Source organism: Paenibacillus sp. FSL H8-0034, from assembly GCF_038000305.1.
Lineage (GTDB): Bacteria > Bacillota > Bacilli > Paenibacillales > NBRC-103111 > Paenibacillus_S.
Window position 1 is genome coordinate 3,881,422 of the sequence record NZ_JBBOBS010000001.1, and the last position, 13,819, is coordinate 3,895,240.

Below are 13,819 nucleotides of genomic sequence, written 5' to 3' on the forward strand. Positions count from 1 at the left end.
AGTTGGCAGCTAGGATAGAAAGCGGTGAAGCAAGATGAGCGAGACGGTTTCCCTTACCTATGGGTCAGAGGAAGGCGATTTTTATATGCAGCATATTAAACGCACGGAGCTGTTTGAGCGAAATAACCATTTTCACAGCACTTATGAAATCTATTACTTGCTATCAGGACACCGGACCTATTTCATAAAAGACCGTTCCTACTTGATCGGCCCGGGTGATCTGGTATTTATTAACAAATATGATGTCCACAAAACCTCAGATGTCGGAGAGCCGGGGCATGAACGGATTGTGATCAATTTTAGCGATAAGTTTATCGACAAGGATCAATCCTTATATCATCCTTCATTATTTAATGTGTTCGAGCAGCCTGCGCATGTACTCAGCCTCAAGCTGCAGGACCAAATATTTACGCGCTCCGTGCTGGATAAGCTCGATAAGGAGCTTAAGGAGAAAGCAACCGGCTTTGAAACCTATATCAAGCTGCTGCTGGTGGAGCTGCTGCTGTTCTCCAGCCGTTATGCGGAGCGCAACGAAGCAGCGCCTTTTGAGCACGCAAGTCCCTTGCATCGCAAAATCTCGGAGATCGTCCAATACATTAATAAAAACTATGCGCAGCCGATGACGCTGTCAGGCATGTCGGAGCAATTTTATATGAGTCCGTATTATATGAGTCGCACCTTTAAAGAAATAACCGGCTTCACCTTTATTGAGTATGTAAATATGACGCGTATACGTGAGGCTCAGTTACTGCTTCGTGAATCTACCCGTAAAATCATAGATATCGCCGATAGTGTCGGCTTTGAGAATATCGCCCATTTTGGACGTATGTTTAAAAAGCTGACCAAACTGACGCCGCATGAATATCGTAAGCTGCATCGGCAATAATCATGAAAGTGGAGACTTATCGAAGTAAGCTATTTCTGTAATAAATTATTCGGATCGTTGGCTGCGTCGTGCGATTTCTTCGGTTACAATAAAAGCAAGCTCCTCATTCCCGAACAACGTTAAGACACCGAGCAAGGTTTCGTCGGGAATATCACCGGCTTCTTCCTTCGGTACGATCAAATCTTGAACTTGCTGCAATAATGGATTCGCTTCTTGCTCAGGATAGGCACGTTTGTACAGATCAGCAGGATCAAGGTCGTGATTAACGCACCATTGGGCAAAGATATGAACCATCAACGATTCGTCGCGCTGGTAATTGCGGATAAGCTGCTCTTCCAGTTCTTTTTGGCTCATGGATAAGCTCCCTTCAATTTGATATGCTTACTCATTATAACGAAAGTTCAGGTGGTTGCCTAATGATCATGAATGAAAAGATAAAAGCATCCGAGGTGCAGCTAACCGGAATCGATGGTGAGGACTTGGGCGTGATGCCAACCTCACAGGCATTAACACTCGCCAAGAAGCTTAAAGTGGATTTGGTATGCACATCGATGATGAGCAGTCCGCCGCCTTGCAAGCTGGTGGGTGCGGGTAAGGCGAGGGAAGAGGCGCAGCAGCAGCGTAAGCGGGAGCAAGCTCCCAAGGTGAAGGAAATCAGGCTGACTCCGTATATTGAAGCACATGATTATGATACGAAAAAACAACAGGCGGAACGTATCCTCAAATCCGGTGATGCGGTGCTGCTGGTCGTACGCATCCAGGGTAAGGAAGGGCCAGAGGCCAAGACGCTGCTGGAAAGCCTGATAGACGATTTAAAGCTTGCGGGACGCAAGCAAACCGGCATTCAACTGAGCGGCAAGCAGGCCGCGGTTCAATTGGACCCTTTAACATAATAAAGGAGGCGATCCACGAATGGCAATGACACATACGTATAGCAAAAGAGAAGAGCTTGCAAATGCCGTTACACACGGTATCGGGAGTTTACTTAGCTTGGTTGGACTTGTCGTGTTGATTGTGTTTGCTGCTTCAAAGGGAACAGCCTGGCATGTGACCAGCTTCGCAATATATGGCGTCAGCATGTTGCTGCTGTATGTCGCATCGACCATGCTTCACAGTCTTCCTGCGGGTAAAGCCAAGGATGTATTTGAAGTGCTGGATCATTCCTTCATCTATGTATTCATTGCCGGGACGTACACGCCGATCTTGCTAACGGTTATTCATGGAACGCTCGGCTGGGCATTGTTAATTATGATATGGGCAATCGCCGCGGCAGGGGTCGTATTTAAAGCGTTTTTCACCAAAAAGTTTTTGTTTACCTCGACCTTGATCTACATAGCGATGGGCTGGATTGTTGTGTTTCTCTGGAATCCGATGTCTGCGGCACTCCCCACGGCAGGTATGACCTTGCTTGTCCTTGGCGGTCTGTTGTACACGCTCGGCACGGTGTTCTATGTGTGGAGAAGCTTTCCTTATCACCATGCTGTATGGCATATGTTTGTGCTTGGTGGATCGATTCTGCATTTCTTTATGATTTTGTTATATTTTCTGCCTTAGTCAACCTAACAGGGCGTTTATCTGCAGTATACCTAAAAAAGAGTCAAATCTCAGATGAGATCCGGCTCTTTTTGCCATCTATTCAATTCATTTATGATCAACAGAAATCGGTTCTTTTTTGCCAAGCGGCTTGATTTCAATTTTACGAAAGCTCAGTCCGTCTTTTTTTAAAATCTTGAAGTGCAGGACATCAAATTCCCATTCCATGCCTTCTCTTAAAAGCGGATGCTTGGCATACAGCCAGCCTCCGATAGTATCCAATTCACTTTGATCCAAATCGCTGCCGAAAATGTCATTGATGTCTCCAATAGGTACCTTGCCATCGACAATAATACGCTGATCACCCATACGCTCTATCTCAGGCCGTTCCTCCGAGTCGAACTCATCACGGATTTCTCCGACGATTTCCTCCAGCACATCTTCAATCGTAATCATACCTGCGGTCCCGCCATATTCGTCGAGCAGCATGACAATGTGGGCATTTTGCTTCTGCATTTCTTTGAGCAAAGATTTGACAGGCATGGATTCAGGTACAGACACAACCGGATTAATCAGATCAAGCAGGTTGATTTGGGGAGTATCGATATATTTTAAGAAAAATTGCTTCGTATTGATCATCCCGATAATGTCATCCTTACTTTCTCCAGCGACCGGGAATCGAGTGTATTGCTCTTCTTTAATTATATTCATGTTTTCTTCAAGGGTATTATTCAGGAATAAGCAGACCATTTCGGTACGGGGGACCATGATTTCTCTGGCTTTCAGCTCATCAAATTCAAAGATCCTGCTCACATAACCATATTCGGTTTGGTTAATTTCTCCGCTTTCCAGACTTTCGCTCAAAATAATCCGCAGTTCTTCCTCAGAGTGGGCATCCTCATGCTCATTCGCAGGTCTCATGCCAAACAGTCTGATAAATTGAGTAGCCGAGCCATTCAGCAGCCATATAAACGGATACATGATTTTGTAAAAGCCGATCATTGGTGCCGCCAGCATGAAGCTGATGGATTCCGCTTTTTGGATGGCTATCGATTTGGGAGCCAATTCACCCAGTACGACATGAAAGTAGGTGACAAGACCAAAAGCGATCAGGAAAGAGAGTGTGGCTTCGACCTGAGAAGGAAGCCCGATAGGTCCGATAAGTGGATGTAAAATTAACTCTACGGTCGGTTCACCGAGCCAACCGAGACCAAGTGCCGTGATGGTGATGCCCAATTGGCATGCGGATAAATACCCATCCAAGTTACTAATCACACGCTTAACGGATACAGCCTTTTTATTTCCTTCGGTAACGAGCTGATCTACCCGGCTTGGGCGGATTTTGAGAAATGCAAATTCTGCGGCAACAAAAAATGCTGTTGCTAATAGTAATACCAAAATCATGACCAAATTTAGACCTATCATCATTGTCCCCTCATTAAGCTATTTTGAACAGATGGTACATTTCTTCATATGAATCATAACATGGAGATTATCATATCTCAAAATCGAATGACATAAACAGGTTATCAACATTCTGATTGGAAGACTCAATGTGACAATCAACACGCAAAATTTGACGTTTAATAAGCTTCAATTTACAATAAATAGTATACCAATTCGTCTAGCAGGAAAGGTGGGGGGACTATGGGCAGCCTTCTGAAGCCATATGGGGTAAATTCGTTTGGAGCAAGGCTATTTGTATTCATATTCCCTCTCATTCCATTTTATTTACCTTTGGAGACACTACAGGCATTTATTGCTTGAGTGTCTTTTATTTTTGTGTGCTCTTAACAATCAGCAGCGTCCGAACAGTACGATCATTCATTGGAGGTGCATGGTTAGTGAAGTATAAAAGAATTTTGATCAAGCTTAGCGGCGGGGCTGTAGCCGGCAAGAGTGAGTTTGGTTTTGATCCTGAGCGGCTTGAGCATATAGCCAATGAAATTTTGACGATATTGCGTATGGGCGTCGAGGTTTGCCTCGTGATTGGCGGGGGTAATATATTTCGTGGAAATATGGGCGAGAACTGGGGTATTGAACGAGCAGAGGCCGATAATATTGGTACTCTGGCAACCGTAATTAACAGTCTGATGCTCAGAGGCGTTCTTAAAGCCAAAACGAGCTCTGAAGTCAGGGTGATGACAGCGATTCCGGTTACCTCCGTGGCCGAGCCTTATATTCGGTTAAAAGCCATTCACCATTTGGAAAAGGGTTTTATCGTGATTTTTGCAGGTGGTAATGGACAGCCATATGTCACAACGGATTATCCCTCTGTGCAAAGAGCCATTGAGGTAAACTGTGAAGCGATTCTGGTTGCCAAGCAGGGTGTGGATGGTGTATATAACCAGGATCCGAAGCTGCATAAGGATGCGCAGAAGTACAAGTCACTGCATTACAATGATGTGATTAGCCATGATTTGCGGGTTATGGATCAATCAGCTTTTATATTGGCACGGGACTTTCATTTACCGATCTATGTGTTTAATTTCGATAAACCTGGCTCGATGAAAGAGATTTTTGAGGGAACCAGTACGGGTACATGTATTAGCGAGAACTCAGTATTGGCCTATTACGAGGATTGATGTTACAGAGGAGGGGCAACAAGCATGTATGTCGTCAATTCGCAGGAAATGAGAGCTATTGATCAATATACGATTGAACAAATTGGTATCCCAGCTATGGTGCTGATGGAAAACGCAGGAAGAGCGGTTGCCGAGGAGGTATCGCTGTATGCAGGTGAGCGGCTTCAACGTATTGCCGTGTTGGTTGGCAAAGGCAACAATGGTGCGGATGGACTTGTCGCTGCCAGACATTTACAGGAAGCAGGCCATAAGGTGGAAATCATCTACGCGACAGATCCAGCAGACTTCGTGGATGAAGCGGCAGTACAGAGAGATATTGCCCATAATTTGCGGATTCCTTCCTCTAATTACGCAGAACTATCTGTTCTATGGCACAGCTATGATTTGATTATCGATGCATTACTGGGCACAGGCAGCCGTGGAGCGCCGCGTGAAGTTGTTGCGAAACTTATTCAAGAGGCTAATGAGAGCAGCCTTCCTATCTATGCTGTCGATATTCCAAGTGGGCTGGATCCGAACACAGGGTATGTGCATGATGCTTGTATTCGCGCTACCTGCACCATTGCATTAGCCTTTTCCAAGCGTGGACTGGAGCAGGAGCCAGGTGTAGAGCAGGCAGGGCGTGTGATTGTTCGTTTTATCGGCATTCCGCAATCTGCAGCCGAGCAATTGAAGGTTCGTACCTACCGAATTGAAGAGCCGCTGCTCTCGGATACACTGGGTCTGAGCAGCTATAGAAGGCGTGCTTCCAATTCCAATAAAGGTACCTTCGGGCATGTACTTGTCGCTGCCGGGAGCCGCTCCATGAGTGGTGCAGGTTTATTGTGCTCCAAAGCAGCCCTGCGAGCAGGCAGTGGCTTGGTGACCTGGGCGCTGCCAGAGAGTCTGCTTGATGGGATGCTGGGACAAATTCCAGAGATTATGATGCGAGGCATGGCTGATGAAGGCCGTGGTGATTGGAGTAAAATTTCCACACAATCGTTCCTCGAGCTGGCAGCAAATAAGGCCGCTATCGTGTTTGGACCGGGTATAGGCCGCTTTGACAATGATACTCATTGGCTGCGGGACATCTGGGAGCATACGACTTGCCCGCTTGTTCTGGATGCAGATGCTTTGAATATGCTGGGTTCCTCCATCGGATTAGATGCCCTGTCGCGGCGATCGGCTCCTGTTATTTTGACACCACATCCCGGAGAAATGGCTCGTCTATGCGGTAAATCGATTCCTGATATTCAAGGAGACCGAATTGAAACCGCACGCTCCTTTGCCTGGAAGTTTGGCGTTACCTTAGTTCTCAAAGGTGCGCGCACTGTCGTCGCTACTCCAGAAGGTGAGATATACATTAATCGTACCGGTAACGCGGGAATGGCTACCGGAGGTACAGGAGATGTGTTGGCAGGAATCATAGCCGGACTGCTCGCTCAAGGCATGTCAGCTACGCAATCGGCCGCTCTCGGTGTCTACTTGCATGGTTCAGCCGGTGATCGCGCGGCGAGCAGCAGACCCTATATGGCTTCCTTAATAGCGAGCGATATTATCGATCAGCTGTAGAGGTGGCAGCGAGTTTGGTAAAATTTGATTTGAAGATGATCAGCAGGTAACATAAATAGAAGCAACACCGTATCTCAGAGTTCAAAAACCGCATTTCCAAGGAGGTACTATTAATGACTGAAGTCCGATTAGTGCTTGACTATGATGATCACGAACAAGGTCAGACGATGGAAAAATTAATCGAGGAGCTTGCCGCCAAACCAGAAAGTCGAGAGCTGCATTCCTTGATTATAGGCTCCTGGGGGGATGCTTACGAGAATGATTCAAGTGCTCTGGCACAGGCCATTATTCAGGCGCGTGAGCAATTTCCGAATTTGACAAAGCTGTTTATTGGCGATATGGAAGGGGAAGAGTGTGAGATTTCCTGGATCAAGCAATCCGATCTCACACCGCTGCTGGACGCTTATCCGAAGCTGCAGTCCTTTACCGTTCAGGGCAGCGAGGGTTTGCGGCTGACTCAGCTAAAGCATGCTCACCTGGAGGAGCTTATTATCATCTGTGGAGGACTGCCTCTGGAAGTGATCCAAGACATTCAGACTGCCGAGCTGCCGGAATTAAAAAAGCTGGAATTATATTTGGGCGTTGATGACTATGGATGGAATGGCAGCCTGGACGATCTGAAACCATTTATGAGCAAAGCGCTGTTCCCCAAGCTTACCTATCTGGGTCTGAAGAACAGTGAAATTCAAGATGAAATTGCGATTGCGATCGCGGATGCTCCCATATTGGACCAACTTCATACCCTTGATTTATCACAAGGAACTTTAAGCGATATCGGAGCGGAAGCTCTCCTTGTCAGCAGCCGAATTCAAAAGCTCTCATTCCTCAATCTAAGTTATCATTACATGTCTGAAGCGATGATCAAGCGTTGGAAGGAATCAGGCATTCAGGTCGATGTTAGTGACGAGCAGGGTGGTGCCGATGAGGATGATTGGCGTTATCCGGCAGTAACGGAGTAAAGTGTCAAACTTCTTGGAAGCGAACCGTCAGCTGATTGTTATCGGAAATCCAGGGAATAAAAGAACGTCTTTCTTACAAAAGGCTCGTACCCGTCTTGGACTTCCTCCAGCTCATCTCATTTCCTATCTCGATTGGTTGAGGTATAAGGGGAGTCCAGGAGAGTTATTAAGACCTTATTTACAGGACGACAAGCTATTGCCTCTAATCCGCCTCGATTCTCCTGGTGAGCAGTTCGAAGTAGAGCGGGAGCTGATTGCGCTTGGAGCGGCCTATGCGGATGAAGGGAATCGAAATGATTTTCCATCTGAGAATGGTTATCAATCCGCTGCTGCGTCAGATGCCTTTCATCCGCTGCGCCATTTAAGTACATCAGCACGGATTTCCCCACAGGAGGCACGTCATCTTGTTCAGGAGCAGGGACGCATTTACCATCCTGCCCAATGGTTTCGTGGTTTCTGTAGACTCCTGCATCAGATCAAGCAGCAGGCCGAAGCGCTGTCACCATCCGTTCGTTGGATGAATGACCCGGCAGAAATTGCCCTGATGTTCGATAAACGCCGCTGTCATCAGCTTCTCACAGCTCATGGTGTTCCGGTTCCGCCAATACCCGTAACTCTGGGCAGCATCGGCAATTATGAAGAGCTGAGGGAAGCTATGCGAACCCGTCGAATGCACCGTGTTTTTATTAAGCTGGCCTTTGGCTCTTCGGCATCAGGTATAGCGGTTTATCAGATGAATCCATCAACGGGTGCCGAGGTTATGGTTACGACGATCGGTCAGGAGTACCGTGACCACGAATCCGTCTATTACAATGCAGGCTCGCTAAGAAAATATACCGATACCACAATCATCAAAACAATAGTGAATTGGCTATGTGAGCAGGGTGTTCATGTCGAGCGCTGGATTGAGAAGGCTTCTGCCCCAGCTGCGCTGCACAAGCAAGTATTTGACATTCGTCAGCTGGTTGTAGGTGGGCAGGCTTGTCACAGGGTCGCCCGTCTCAGTCGTACACCCATTACCAATCTGCATTTGCGCAATGATCGTGCAGACCCTGCTGACATAGGCCTTACACCGGAAACTATCAATCGTATTGAAGAGATTGCTCAGGCAACGATGGCTCTATTCCCATCTTCCTTCGTTGCTGGGATCGATGTTCTGTTATCACGTGGCTCCCTTAAGCCGTACATCGCTGACATCAACCCGTTTGGTGATCTTGTATATGATGTACAATTTAATGGGTACAGCACCTATGAATGGGAAATGACTTGTATCTATAAAGGATGAAAGCTGTATGATCAATATGAACGAGATTGTTGGCACACATGACATTCTCTTTATTACACTGGACACTTTACGTTATGATGTAGCCAAGCTCGAGGAGCACAACTGTCCGAATTTATGCGGATCAGGCTCCTGGGAGAAGAGGCACACGCCAGGAAGCTTCACTTATGCCGCTCATCATGCTTTTTTTGGAGGTTTTTTGCCGACACCGGCAACGACGAATAAAACGGAGCATACGCGGTTATTTCATTCCAAAGGAACAGGACTCAAGACACAGCCGAATACCTGGTTATTTGATACGCCCGATATCGTATCGGGTTTACAATCCGCCGGATATCGGACGATTTGTATCGGGGGCGTTATTTTTTTTACAAAAAAAGTACCTTTAGCCAAAGTGCTTCCATCCTATTTTCAGGAAAGCTACTGGCGTCAAACCTTTGGTGTTACTCAACCTCGATCTACCGAGCACCAGGTAAACCATGCGTTGAAGCTGATTGGCAAGTATGGTCGGGAGCAGCGATTGTTTTTGTTTTTGAATGTTTCCGCAATCCATGGTCCTAATCATTACTTTGTGCCTGGCGCAAGACAGGATTCGCCGGAAACCCAAAGAGCCGCATTGCGTTACGTCGACGCTCAGCTTGGCCCGCTTATGGACGCCATGCGAAGCAGAGGCCCGACTTTTTGTATCGTTTGTTCCGATCACGGAACCGCTTTTGGCGAGGATGGCTATCAGGGTCACAGGCTTGCGCACGATGTTGTATGGACAGTCCCTTACAGGGAGTTTGTATTATAGAGGATGCTGCACAAAATATTGGACCCGCACTCATAGTGATGAAAGGAGAACAACATGCTTCCTATTCAAAAAGAGCTTGATCTTGAGCTGTGGAAGAAACAGCTGATGGCTGATCCCTATTTATCCTATCTTTATGCCTACCCTCATAAAACAGCTTATCGCGAGCTTGATCCTCCATTATCACTGCCCGGGCTATGGGAGAAGGAGCAGGGTGAGTCTTTCTTTTTGTACATGCATATTCCTTTTTGTGCAATGCGCTGCGGATTCTGCAATTTATTCACACTGCCTGACCGTCGTGATGATGTACATGAGCAGTATGTTGCGGCTTTGGAACGACAAGCACGCCAGTGGGCACCGTTCGTCAGTCATCGTCCCGCTTCACGGTTTGCAATCGGCGGGGGTACACCGACCTTATTGAATGAAGTGCTGCTCGATCGATTGTTTGTGATCGCCGAAGAAGTGATAGGATTGGACTTGAGCAGAACCTCGATATCTGTGGAGACTTCGCCGGATACAGTAACCGAGGGCCGCATAAGCCTGCTGAAGCAGCGAACGGTGGATCGCGTCAGCATGGGGATTCAGAGCTTTACCGATACCGAAACGACAGCCATACATCGTCCACAGAAAAAAGCGGAGGTTGTCAGAGCGCTTGAGCTCTTGAAGCAGGCTGATTTTCCCATCCTTAATCTCGACTTGATTTATGGATTACCTGGGCAAACGATGGTATCGTGGCTCTATTCGCTGGACAGTGCAATTGCGTACGAGCCTGAGGAAATCTTTATTTATCCGCTCTACACACGTGAGAATACGTTCTTGAAACCTGAACAAGTGTCGGCAAGCGGACATGATATTCGAATGGATTGTTACCGGGCGGCCTGTGATAGGTTAGCGAGTGCAGGATACGTCCAATATTCGATGCGTCGGTTTGCCAAACCGGATGCGGCCCCAGTTAAAGAGCTGCTTCCCTTCAGCTGTCAGGAGGAGGGGATGATCGGGCTTGGCTGCGGCGCCCGTTCCTACACAAGGAATGTCCATTATGCTTCTCGATATGGTGTCAGCTACAAGGCTACGAAGAGCATCATTGCCGATTATGTAGCTACTACCGATTATACTAAGGCGGATTATGGATTTGTGCTGAATATTGCCGAGCAGAAGCGTCGATTTATTTTGAAAGCAATCCTGCATCGCGAGGGTTTGGAGCTCGTCTCCTATGAGCAGCGCTTTGGGACGGGGGCATTGGACGATTATCCGGAATTATATCTGCTTATCGATAGCGATTTGGCTCAAACAGCCAATGGCATTCTGCTGCTAACGGATCAGGGCTTGGCCTATTCGGATGCTATAGGAGATTGGTTTATTTCGGGTGAAGTCAAGGATTTAATGAAAGAGCATGTGTTATTATGAGTACACTCTATTATCGTGGTGCTTTATCCTCGTGCAACTATGACTGTCCTTACTGTCCCTTTAGCAAAACGACCGATAGTGCCGAGGTGCTTGCTCAGGACCGTGCTCAGCTGCAGCGATTTGTAGGATGGATCCAGGGGCAGGCGGGAAGCGGATCACGGTTTTCGATTTTTTTTAATCCGTATGGTGAAGCACTGGTTCATCGCTGGTACCGAGAGGCTATGGTTGAACTATCGCATATGGAACATGTGGACAAAGTGGCTGTTCAAACCAATTTGTCTGTCAAGCTCGACTGGACGACCGAATTAAATCGGGCTAAAGCCGCATTTTGGGCAACCTATCATCCTGAGCAAACGACGGAATCGAGATTTTTGTCGCAGGCGATGCAGCTATATAAACAGGGAATTTCGTTCAGCGTAGGTACAGTGGGGCTAAAGCCGTATTTTGAAGCTATTCAGTCCATGCGTAGATCACTGCCTGAGGATGTCTATCTGTGGGTGAATGCTTTTAAAGACAAACCTCGTTATTATACGGCTGAGGATGTAGCGATTTTGCAAGCTGCTGATCCGTATTTTGAGCATAATCTGGCGGATTATGCCAGCCTGGGACGACAGTGCAGAACGGGGCAGGATGTTTTCTTCGTATTGGGCTCAGGACAAGTCAAGCGCTGCTACAAGGATAAACGAATGATCGGACATTTATATCGGGACGGGCTGGCTGCATTGTCCAAGGAAAGGCCGTGTCAGCTCAAACAATGCGGCTGCTACATCGGGTATGTGCATATGCCTGAGTTATCGCTGCAAGCGGTCTATGGAGCCAGTCTGTTGGAGCGGATTCCCGAGTCATTCGCACATAAAGGAGTATTGTCTTGAAACAGGAAGCTGCACGAGAAGGCTGGGTATGCTGGTTCACTGGCTTATCCGGTTCAGGTAAAACGACGACAGCATTGGCGTTGACAGATGCCCTGCGCAAGGAGCAACGGAAGGTTGAGCTGTTGGATGGTGATGAGCTGCGTACGGTGATCGGGAATGGACTTGGATTTTCCCGTGAGGATCGTATGGAAAATATTCGACGTATCGTTTATATCGCCAAGCTGCTGACACGCAACGGAATTACAGTTGTCGTATCGACGATAAGCCCTTATCATGAAATGAGACGATATGCTCGCAAGGAGCTCCAGCAGTTTGTGGAGATTTACGTCGATTGTCCGCTTGAAGAGTGTGAGCGCAGAGATCCAAAGGGGCTTTATGTGAAGGCCCGACAGCATCAAATTGAACATTTTACAGGGATTACAGACGTCTACGAGCCGCCGGAGCAAGCCGAGATCACGATCAACTCGATAAGTCTGACTCCGGAAGCGAATGCCGCGATCATTAAAAGCTGGCTGCATAGCAACAGAACCATAACAGAAACAGAAGGGAGGATAAAGGAATGAAAATCGCTTTTATAGCAGACATTCATGGTAACGCGCTTGCGCTGGACAATGTGTTGGCTGATATCCAAAAGAAAGAAATCGATCGTATTTATGTACTGGGTGATCTTTGTTATCGCGGCCCAGAGCCCAGGCGGTCACTGGATTTGGTTCGATCCCTGAACACAGAGGTTATCAAAGGAAATGCAGATGAATGGGTTGTCCGCGGCGTTCGGGAAGGAGAGGTGCCAGCTAAAGCCTTAGAAATGATGAACCGGGAAAGGGATTGGACCGTCTCTCAGCTTGAGGCTGCCGATATCGATTATTTAAACCAATTGCCGACAGAGCTCAGTCTTACTGTGGATGGAATCACAATTAAGGCCTTCCATGCGACGCCGGATAGTCTATTTGATGTTGTTCTGCCAGGTGCAGATGATGTTATTGTTGAATCCAAGCTGATGCAGGAAGCAAGCTCACAAATTTTTATTTACGCACATATCCATAAGCCTTATATTCGATACTTAAATGGTAAGATGATTGTGAATACCGGCAGTGTTGGATTACCCTTTGACAAGCTGGCGATGGCTTCGTATGCAACGGTGGAAATTACAGAGGGAGTTGTTCAAACTTCGATTGTACGAGTACCGGTGGATATTGAGCGAGTCGTTCAGCAGTATGAGGAGGTTCAATATCCCAATGCAGCCATGATGGCTAATGTAGTCAGAAACGCTAGTGTATAATCGGATTGAAGGAGAAGAGAGAGCATATGACGATAGTTTCTAACTTTTTGGAATTTAACAAGCAGTTTGTTGAACAGAAGCAGTATGAAGAGTATTTAACGGACAAATATCCGGATAAAAAAATAGCGATTTTGACCTGTATGGATACACGTCTTGTTGAATTACTACCCAAGGCACTGAATCTTCGCAATGGTGACGCGAAAATTATTAAAAATGCCGGCGCTATTCTCACGCAGCCCTTTGGCAGCGCCATGCGCAGTATTTTGATTGCTATATATGAAATGGGAGCCCAGGAAGTATTGGTCATCGGACATACCAATTGCGGTATGACCAACTTGGATACGGGAAAAATGGTTGATAAATTTCGTGCTGGCGGCATTTCCGATGACGTTCTCTCCACGTTGGAAAACTCCGGTATTCGGATGGAACGTTTTCTGCGGGGCTTTAACAGCCCGGAGGAAGGTGTGGCGCATAGTGTCAAAATTATCCGTAATCACCCACTGATTCCAGCACATGTTCCTGTACATGGTTTTATTATGGATGCCGAAACAGGAGCCTTAGAGATGATTATTGACGGATATGAGAACGTTTGATCTATTCTCTGTAAAACTATTTGAATATAACGTATTAAAAGGTATAATCAAATGAACAATTAATTTAACTAAGGAGTAAGAT

At 46.8% G+C, this 13,819-nt stretch carries 15 protein-coding genes; 13 read left to right on the top strand and 2 right to left on the bottom strand.

The annotated features are described in order from the left end of the window. Positions 1 to 34: 34 nt before the first annotated feature. Positions 35 to 886 carry an AraC family transcriptional regulator gene (locus NST47_RS17680; protein ID WP_076237888.1) on the top strand — a complete coding sequence of 284 codons (852 nt, stop codon included), beginning with the start codon at positions 35 to 37 and terminating at the stop codon, positions 884 to 886. A gap of 45 nt (positions 887 to 931) precedes the next feature. Here NST47_RS17680 and NST47_RS17685 read toward each other — a convergent pair whose 3' ends face one another. After that, positions 932 to 1,240 carry a hypothetical protein gene (locus NST47_RS17685; protein ID WP_341156268.1) on the bottom strand — a complete coding sequence of 103 codons (309 nt, stop codon included), beginning with the start codon at positions 1,238 to 1,240 and terminating at the stop codon, positions 932 to 934. Positions 1,241 to 1,302: 62 nt separating this feature from the next. Here NST47_RS17685 and infC point away from each other — a divergent pair, with 62 nt between their 5' ends. Beyond that, a complete protein-coding gene (infC, locus tag NST47_RS17690) occupies positions 1,303 to 1,779 on the top strand; it encodes a translation initiation factor IF-3 (protein WP_341156269.1) in 477 nt (158 codons plus the stop codon). Positions 1,780 to 1,798: 19 nt separating this feature from the next. Next, positions 1,799 to 2,440, top strand: coding sequence for a PAQR family membrane homeostasis protein TrhA (trhA, locus tag NST47_RS17695; protein WP_341156270.1), 642 nt, complete (start codon positions 1,799 to 1,801; stop codon positions 2,438 to 2,440). An 87-nt stretch (positions 2,441 to 2,527) separates the two neighbouring features. On the opposite strand, the gene NST47_RS17700 is transcribed toward trhA, so the two are convergent. Beyond that, on the bottom strand, positions 2,528 to 3,823 hold the full coding sequence (locus NST47_RS17700) for a hemolysin family protein (RefSeq protein ID WP_445667385.1): 1,296 nt from the start codon (positions 3,821 to 3,823) through the stop codon (positions 2,528 to 2,530). 440 nt (positions 3,824 to 4,263) lie between these two features. Here NST47_RS17700 and pyrH point away from each other — a divergent pair, with 440 nt between their 5' ends. From pyrH to NST47_RS17750, 10 genes are all read left to right on the top strand, one after another. Beyond that, a complete protein-coding gene (gene pyrH / locus NST47_RS17705) occupies positions 4,264 to 5,004 on the top strand; it encodes a UMP kinase (RefSeq protein WP_341156271.1) in 741 nt (246 codons plus the stop codon). 24 nt (positions 5,005 to 5,028) lie between these two features. Continuing rightward, entirely contained in the window at positions 5,029 to 6,555 is a 1,527-nt protein-coding gene (locus NST47_RS17710) for an NAD(P)H-hydrate dehydratase (protein WP_341156272.1), read from the top strand. 113 nt (positions 6,556 to 6,668) lie between these two features. After that, complete coding sequence (locus NST47_RS17715; protein ID WP_341156273.1) at positions 6,669 to 7,514, top strand: STM4015 family protein; 846 nt, start codon at positions 6,669 to 6,671, stop codon at positions 7,512 to 7,514. A 1-nt stretch (position 7,515) separates the two neighbouring features. Then, the gene (locus NST47_RS17720) at positions 7,516 to 8,799 is read left to right on the top strand and encodes an STM4014 family protein (protein ID WP_341156274.1); all 1,284 of its coding nucleotides are present in this window, start codon (positions 7,516 to 7,518) and stop codon (positions 8,797 to 8,799) included. A 7-nt stretch (positions 8,800 to 8,806) separates the two neighbouring features. Beyond that, entirely contained in the window at positions 8,807 to 9,589 is a 783-nt protein-coding gene (locus NST47_RS17725) for an STM4013/SEN3800 family hydrolase (RefSeq protein ID WP_341156275.1), read from the top strand. Between the two features lie 54 nt (positions 9,590 to 9,643). Continuing rightward, positions 9,644 to 10,993, top strand: a complete 1,350-nt coding sequence (locus NST47_RS17730) for an STM4012 family radical SAM protein (protein WP_341156276.1) — start codon at positions 9,644 to 9,646, stop codon at positions 10,991 to 10,993. Further along, a complete protein-coding gene (locus NST47_RS17735) occupies positions 10,987 to 11,865 on the top strand; it encodes an STM4011 family radical SAM protein (protein WP_341159691.1) in 879 nt (292 codons plus the stop codon). The genes NST47_RS17730 and NST47_RS17735 overlap by 7 nt, the downstream gene beginning before the upstream one ends. Further along, positions 11,862 to 12,428: an adenylyl-sulfate kinase gene (gene cysC / locus NST47_RS17740; RefSeq protein WP_341156277.1), complete on the top strand. Its 567-nt coding sequence runs from the start codon at positions 11,862 to 11,864 to the stop codon at positions 12,426 to 12,428. Before NST47_RS17735 ends, cysC begins: the two co-directional genes overlap by 4 nt. After that, the gene (locus NST47_RS17745) at positions 12,425 to 13,144 is read left to right on the top strand and encodes a metallophosphoesterase family protein (protein WP_341156278.1); all 720 of its coding nucleotides are present in this window, start codon (positions 12,425 to 12,427) and stop codon (positions 13,142 to 13,144) included. The genes cysC and NST47_RS17745 overlap by 4 nt, the downstream gene beginning before the upstream one ends. Before the next feature lie 26 nt (positions 13,145 to 13,170). Next, on the top strand, positions 13,171 to 13,737 hold the full coding sequence (locus NST47_RS17750) for a beta-class carbonic anhydrase (protein ID WP_341156279.1): 567 nt from the start codon (positions 13,171 to 13,173) through the stop codon (positions 13,735 to 13,737). The last annotated feature ends 82 nt before the right edge of the window (positions 13,738 to 13,819 follow it).

Excerpts from the sequence above, each read along its gene's own strand:
- NST47_RS17685 (WP_341156268.1), bottom strand. The coding sequence starts at position 1,240 with ATGAGCCAAAAAGAACTGGAAGAGCAGCTTATCCGCAATTACCAGCGC.
- NST47_RS17700 (WP_445667385.1), bottom strand. The coding sequence starts at position 3,823 with ATGATTTTGGTATTACTATTAGCAACAGCATTTTTTGTTGCCGCAGAA.
- NST47_RS17745 (WP_341156278.1), top strand. The coding sequence starts at position 12,425 with ATGAAAATCGCTTTTATAGCAGACATTCATGGTAACGCGCTTGCGCTG.
- NST47_RS17730 (WP_341156276.1), top strand. The coding sequence starts at position 9,644 with ATGCTTCCTATTCAAAAAGAGCTTGATCTTGAGCTGTGGAAGAAACAG.
- trhA (WP_341156270.1), top strand. The coding sequence starts at position 1,799 with ATGGCAATGACACATACGTATAGCAAAAGAGAAGAGCTTGCAAATGCC.
- NST47_RS17725 (WP_341156275.1), top strand. The coding sequence starts at position 8,807 with ATGATCAATATGAACGAGATTGTTGGCACACATGACATTCTCTTTATT.
- infC (WP_341156269.1), top strand. The coding sequence starts at position 1,303 with ATGATCATGAATGAAAAGATAAAAGCATCCGAGGTGCAGCTAACCGGA.
- NST47_RS17750 (WP_341156279.1), top strand. The coding sequence starts at position 13,171 with ATGACGATAGTTTCTAACTTTTTGGAATTTAACAAGCAGTTTGTTGAA.
- NST47_RS17715 (WP_341156273.1), top strand. The coding sequence starts at position 6,669 with ATGACTGAAGTCCGATTAGTGCTTGACTATGATGATCACGAACAAGGT.
- NST47_RS17680 (WP_076237888.1), top strand. The coding sequence starts at position 35 with ATGAGCGAGACGGTTTCCCTTACCTATGGGTCAGAGGAAGGCGATTTT.
- NST47_RS17710 (WP_341156272.1), top strand. The coding sequence starts at position 5,029 with ATGTATGTCGTCAATTCGCAGGAAATGAGAGCTATTGATCAATATACG.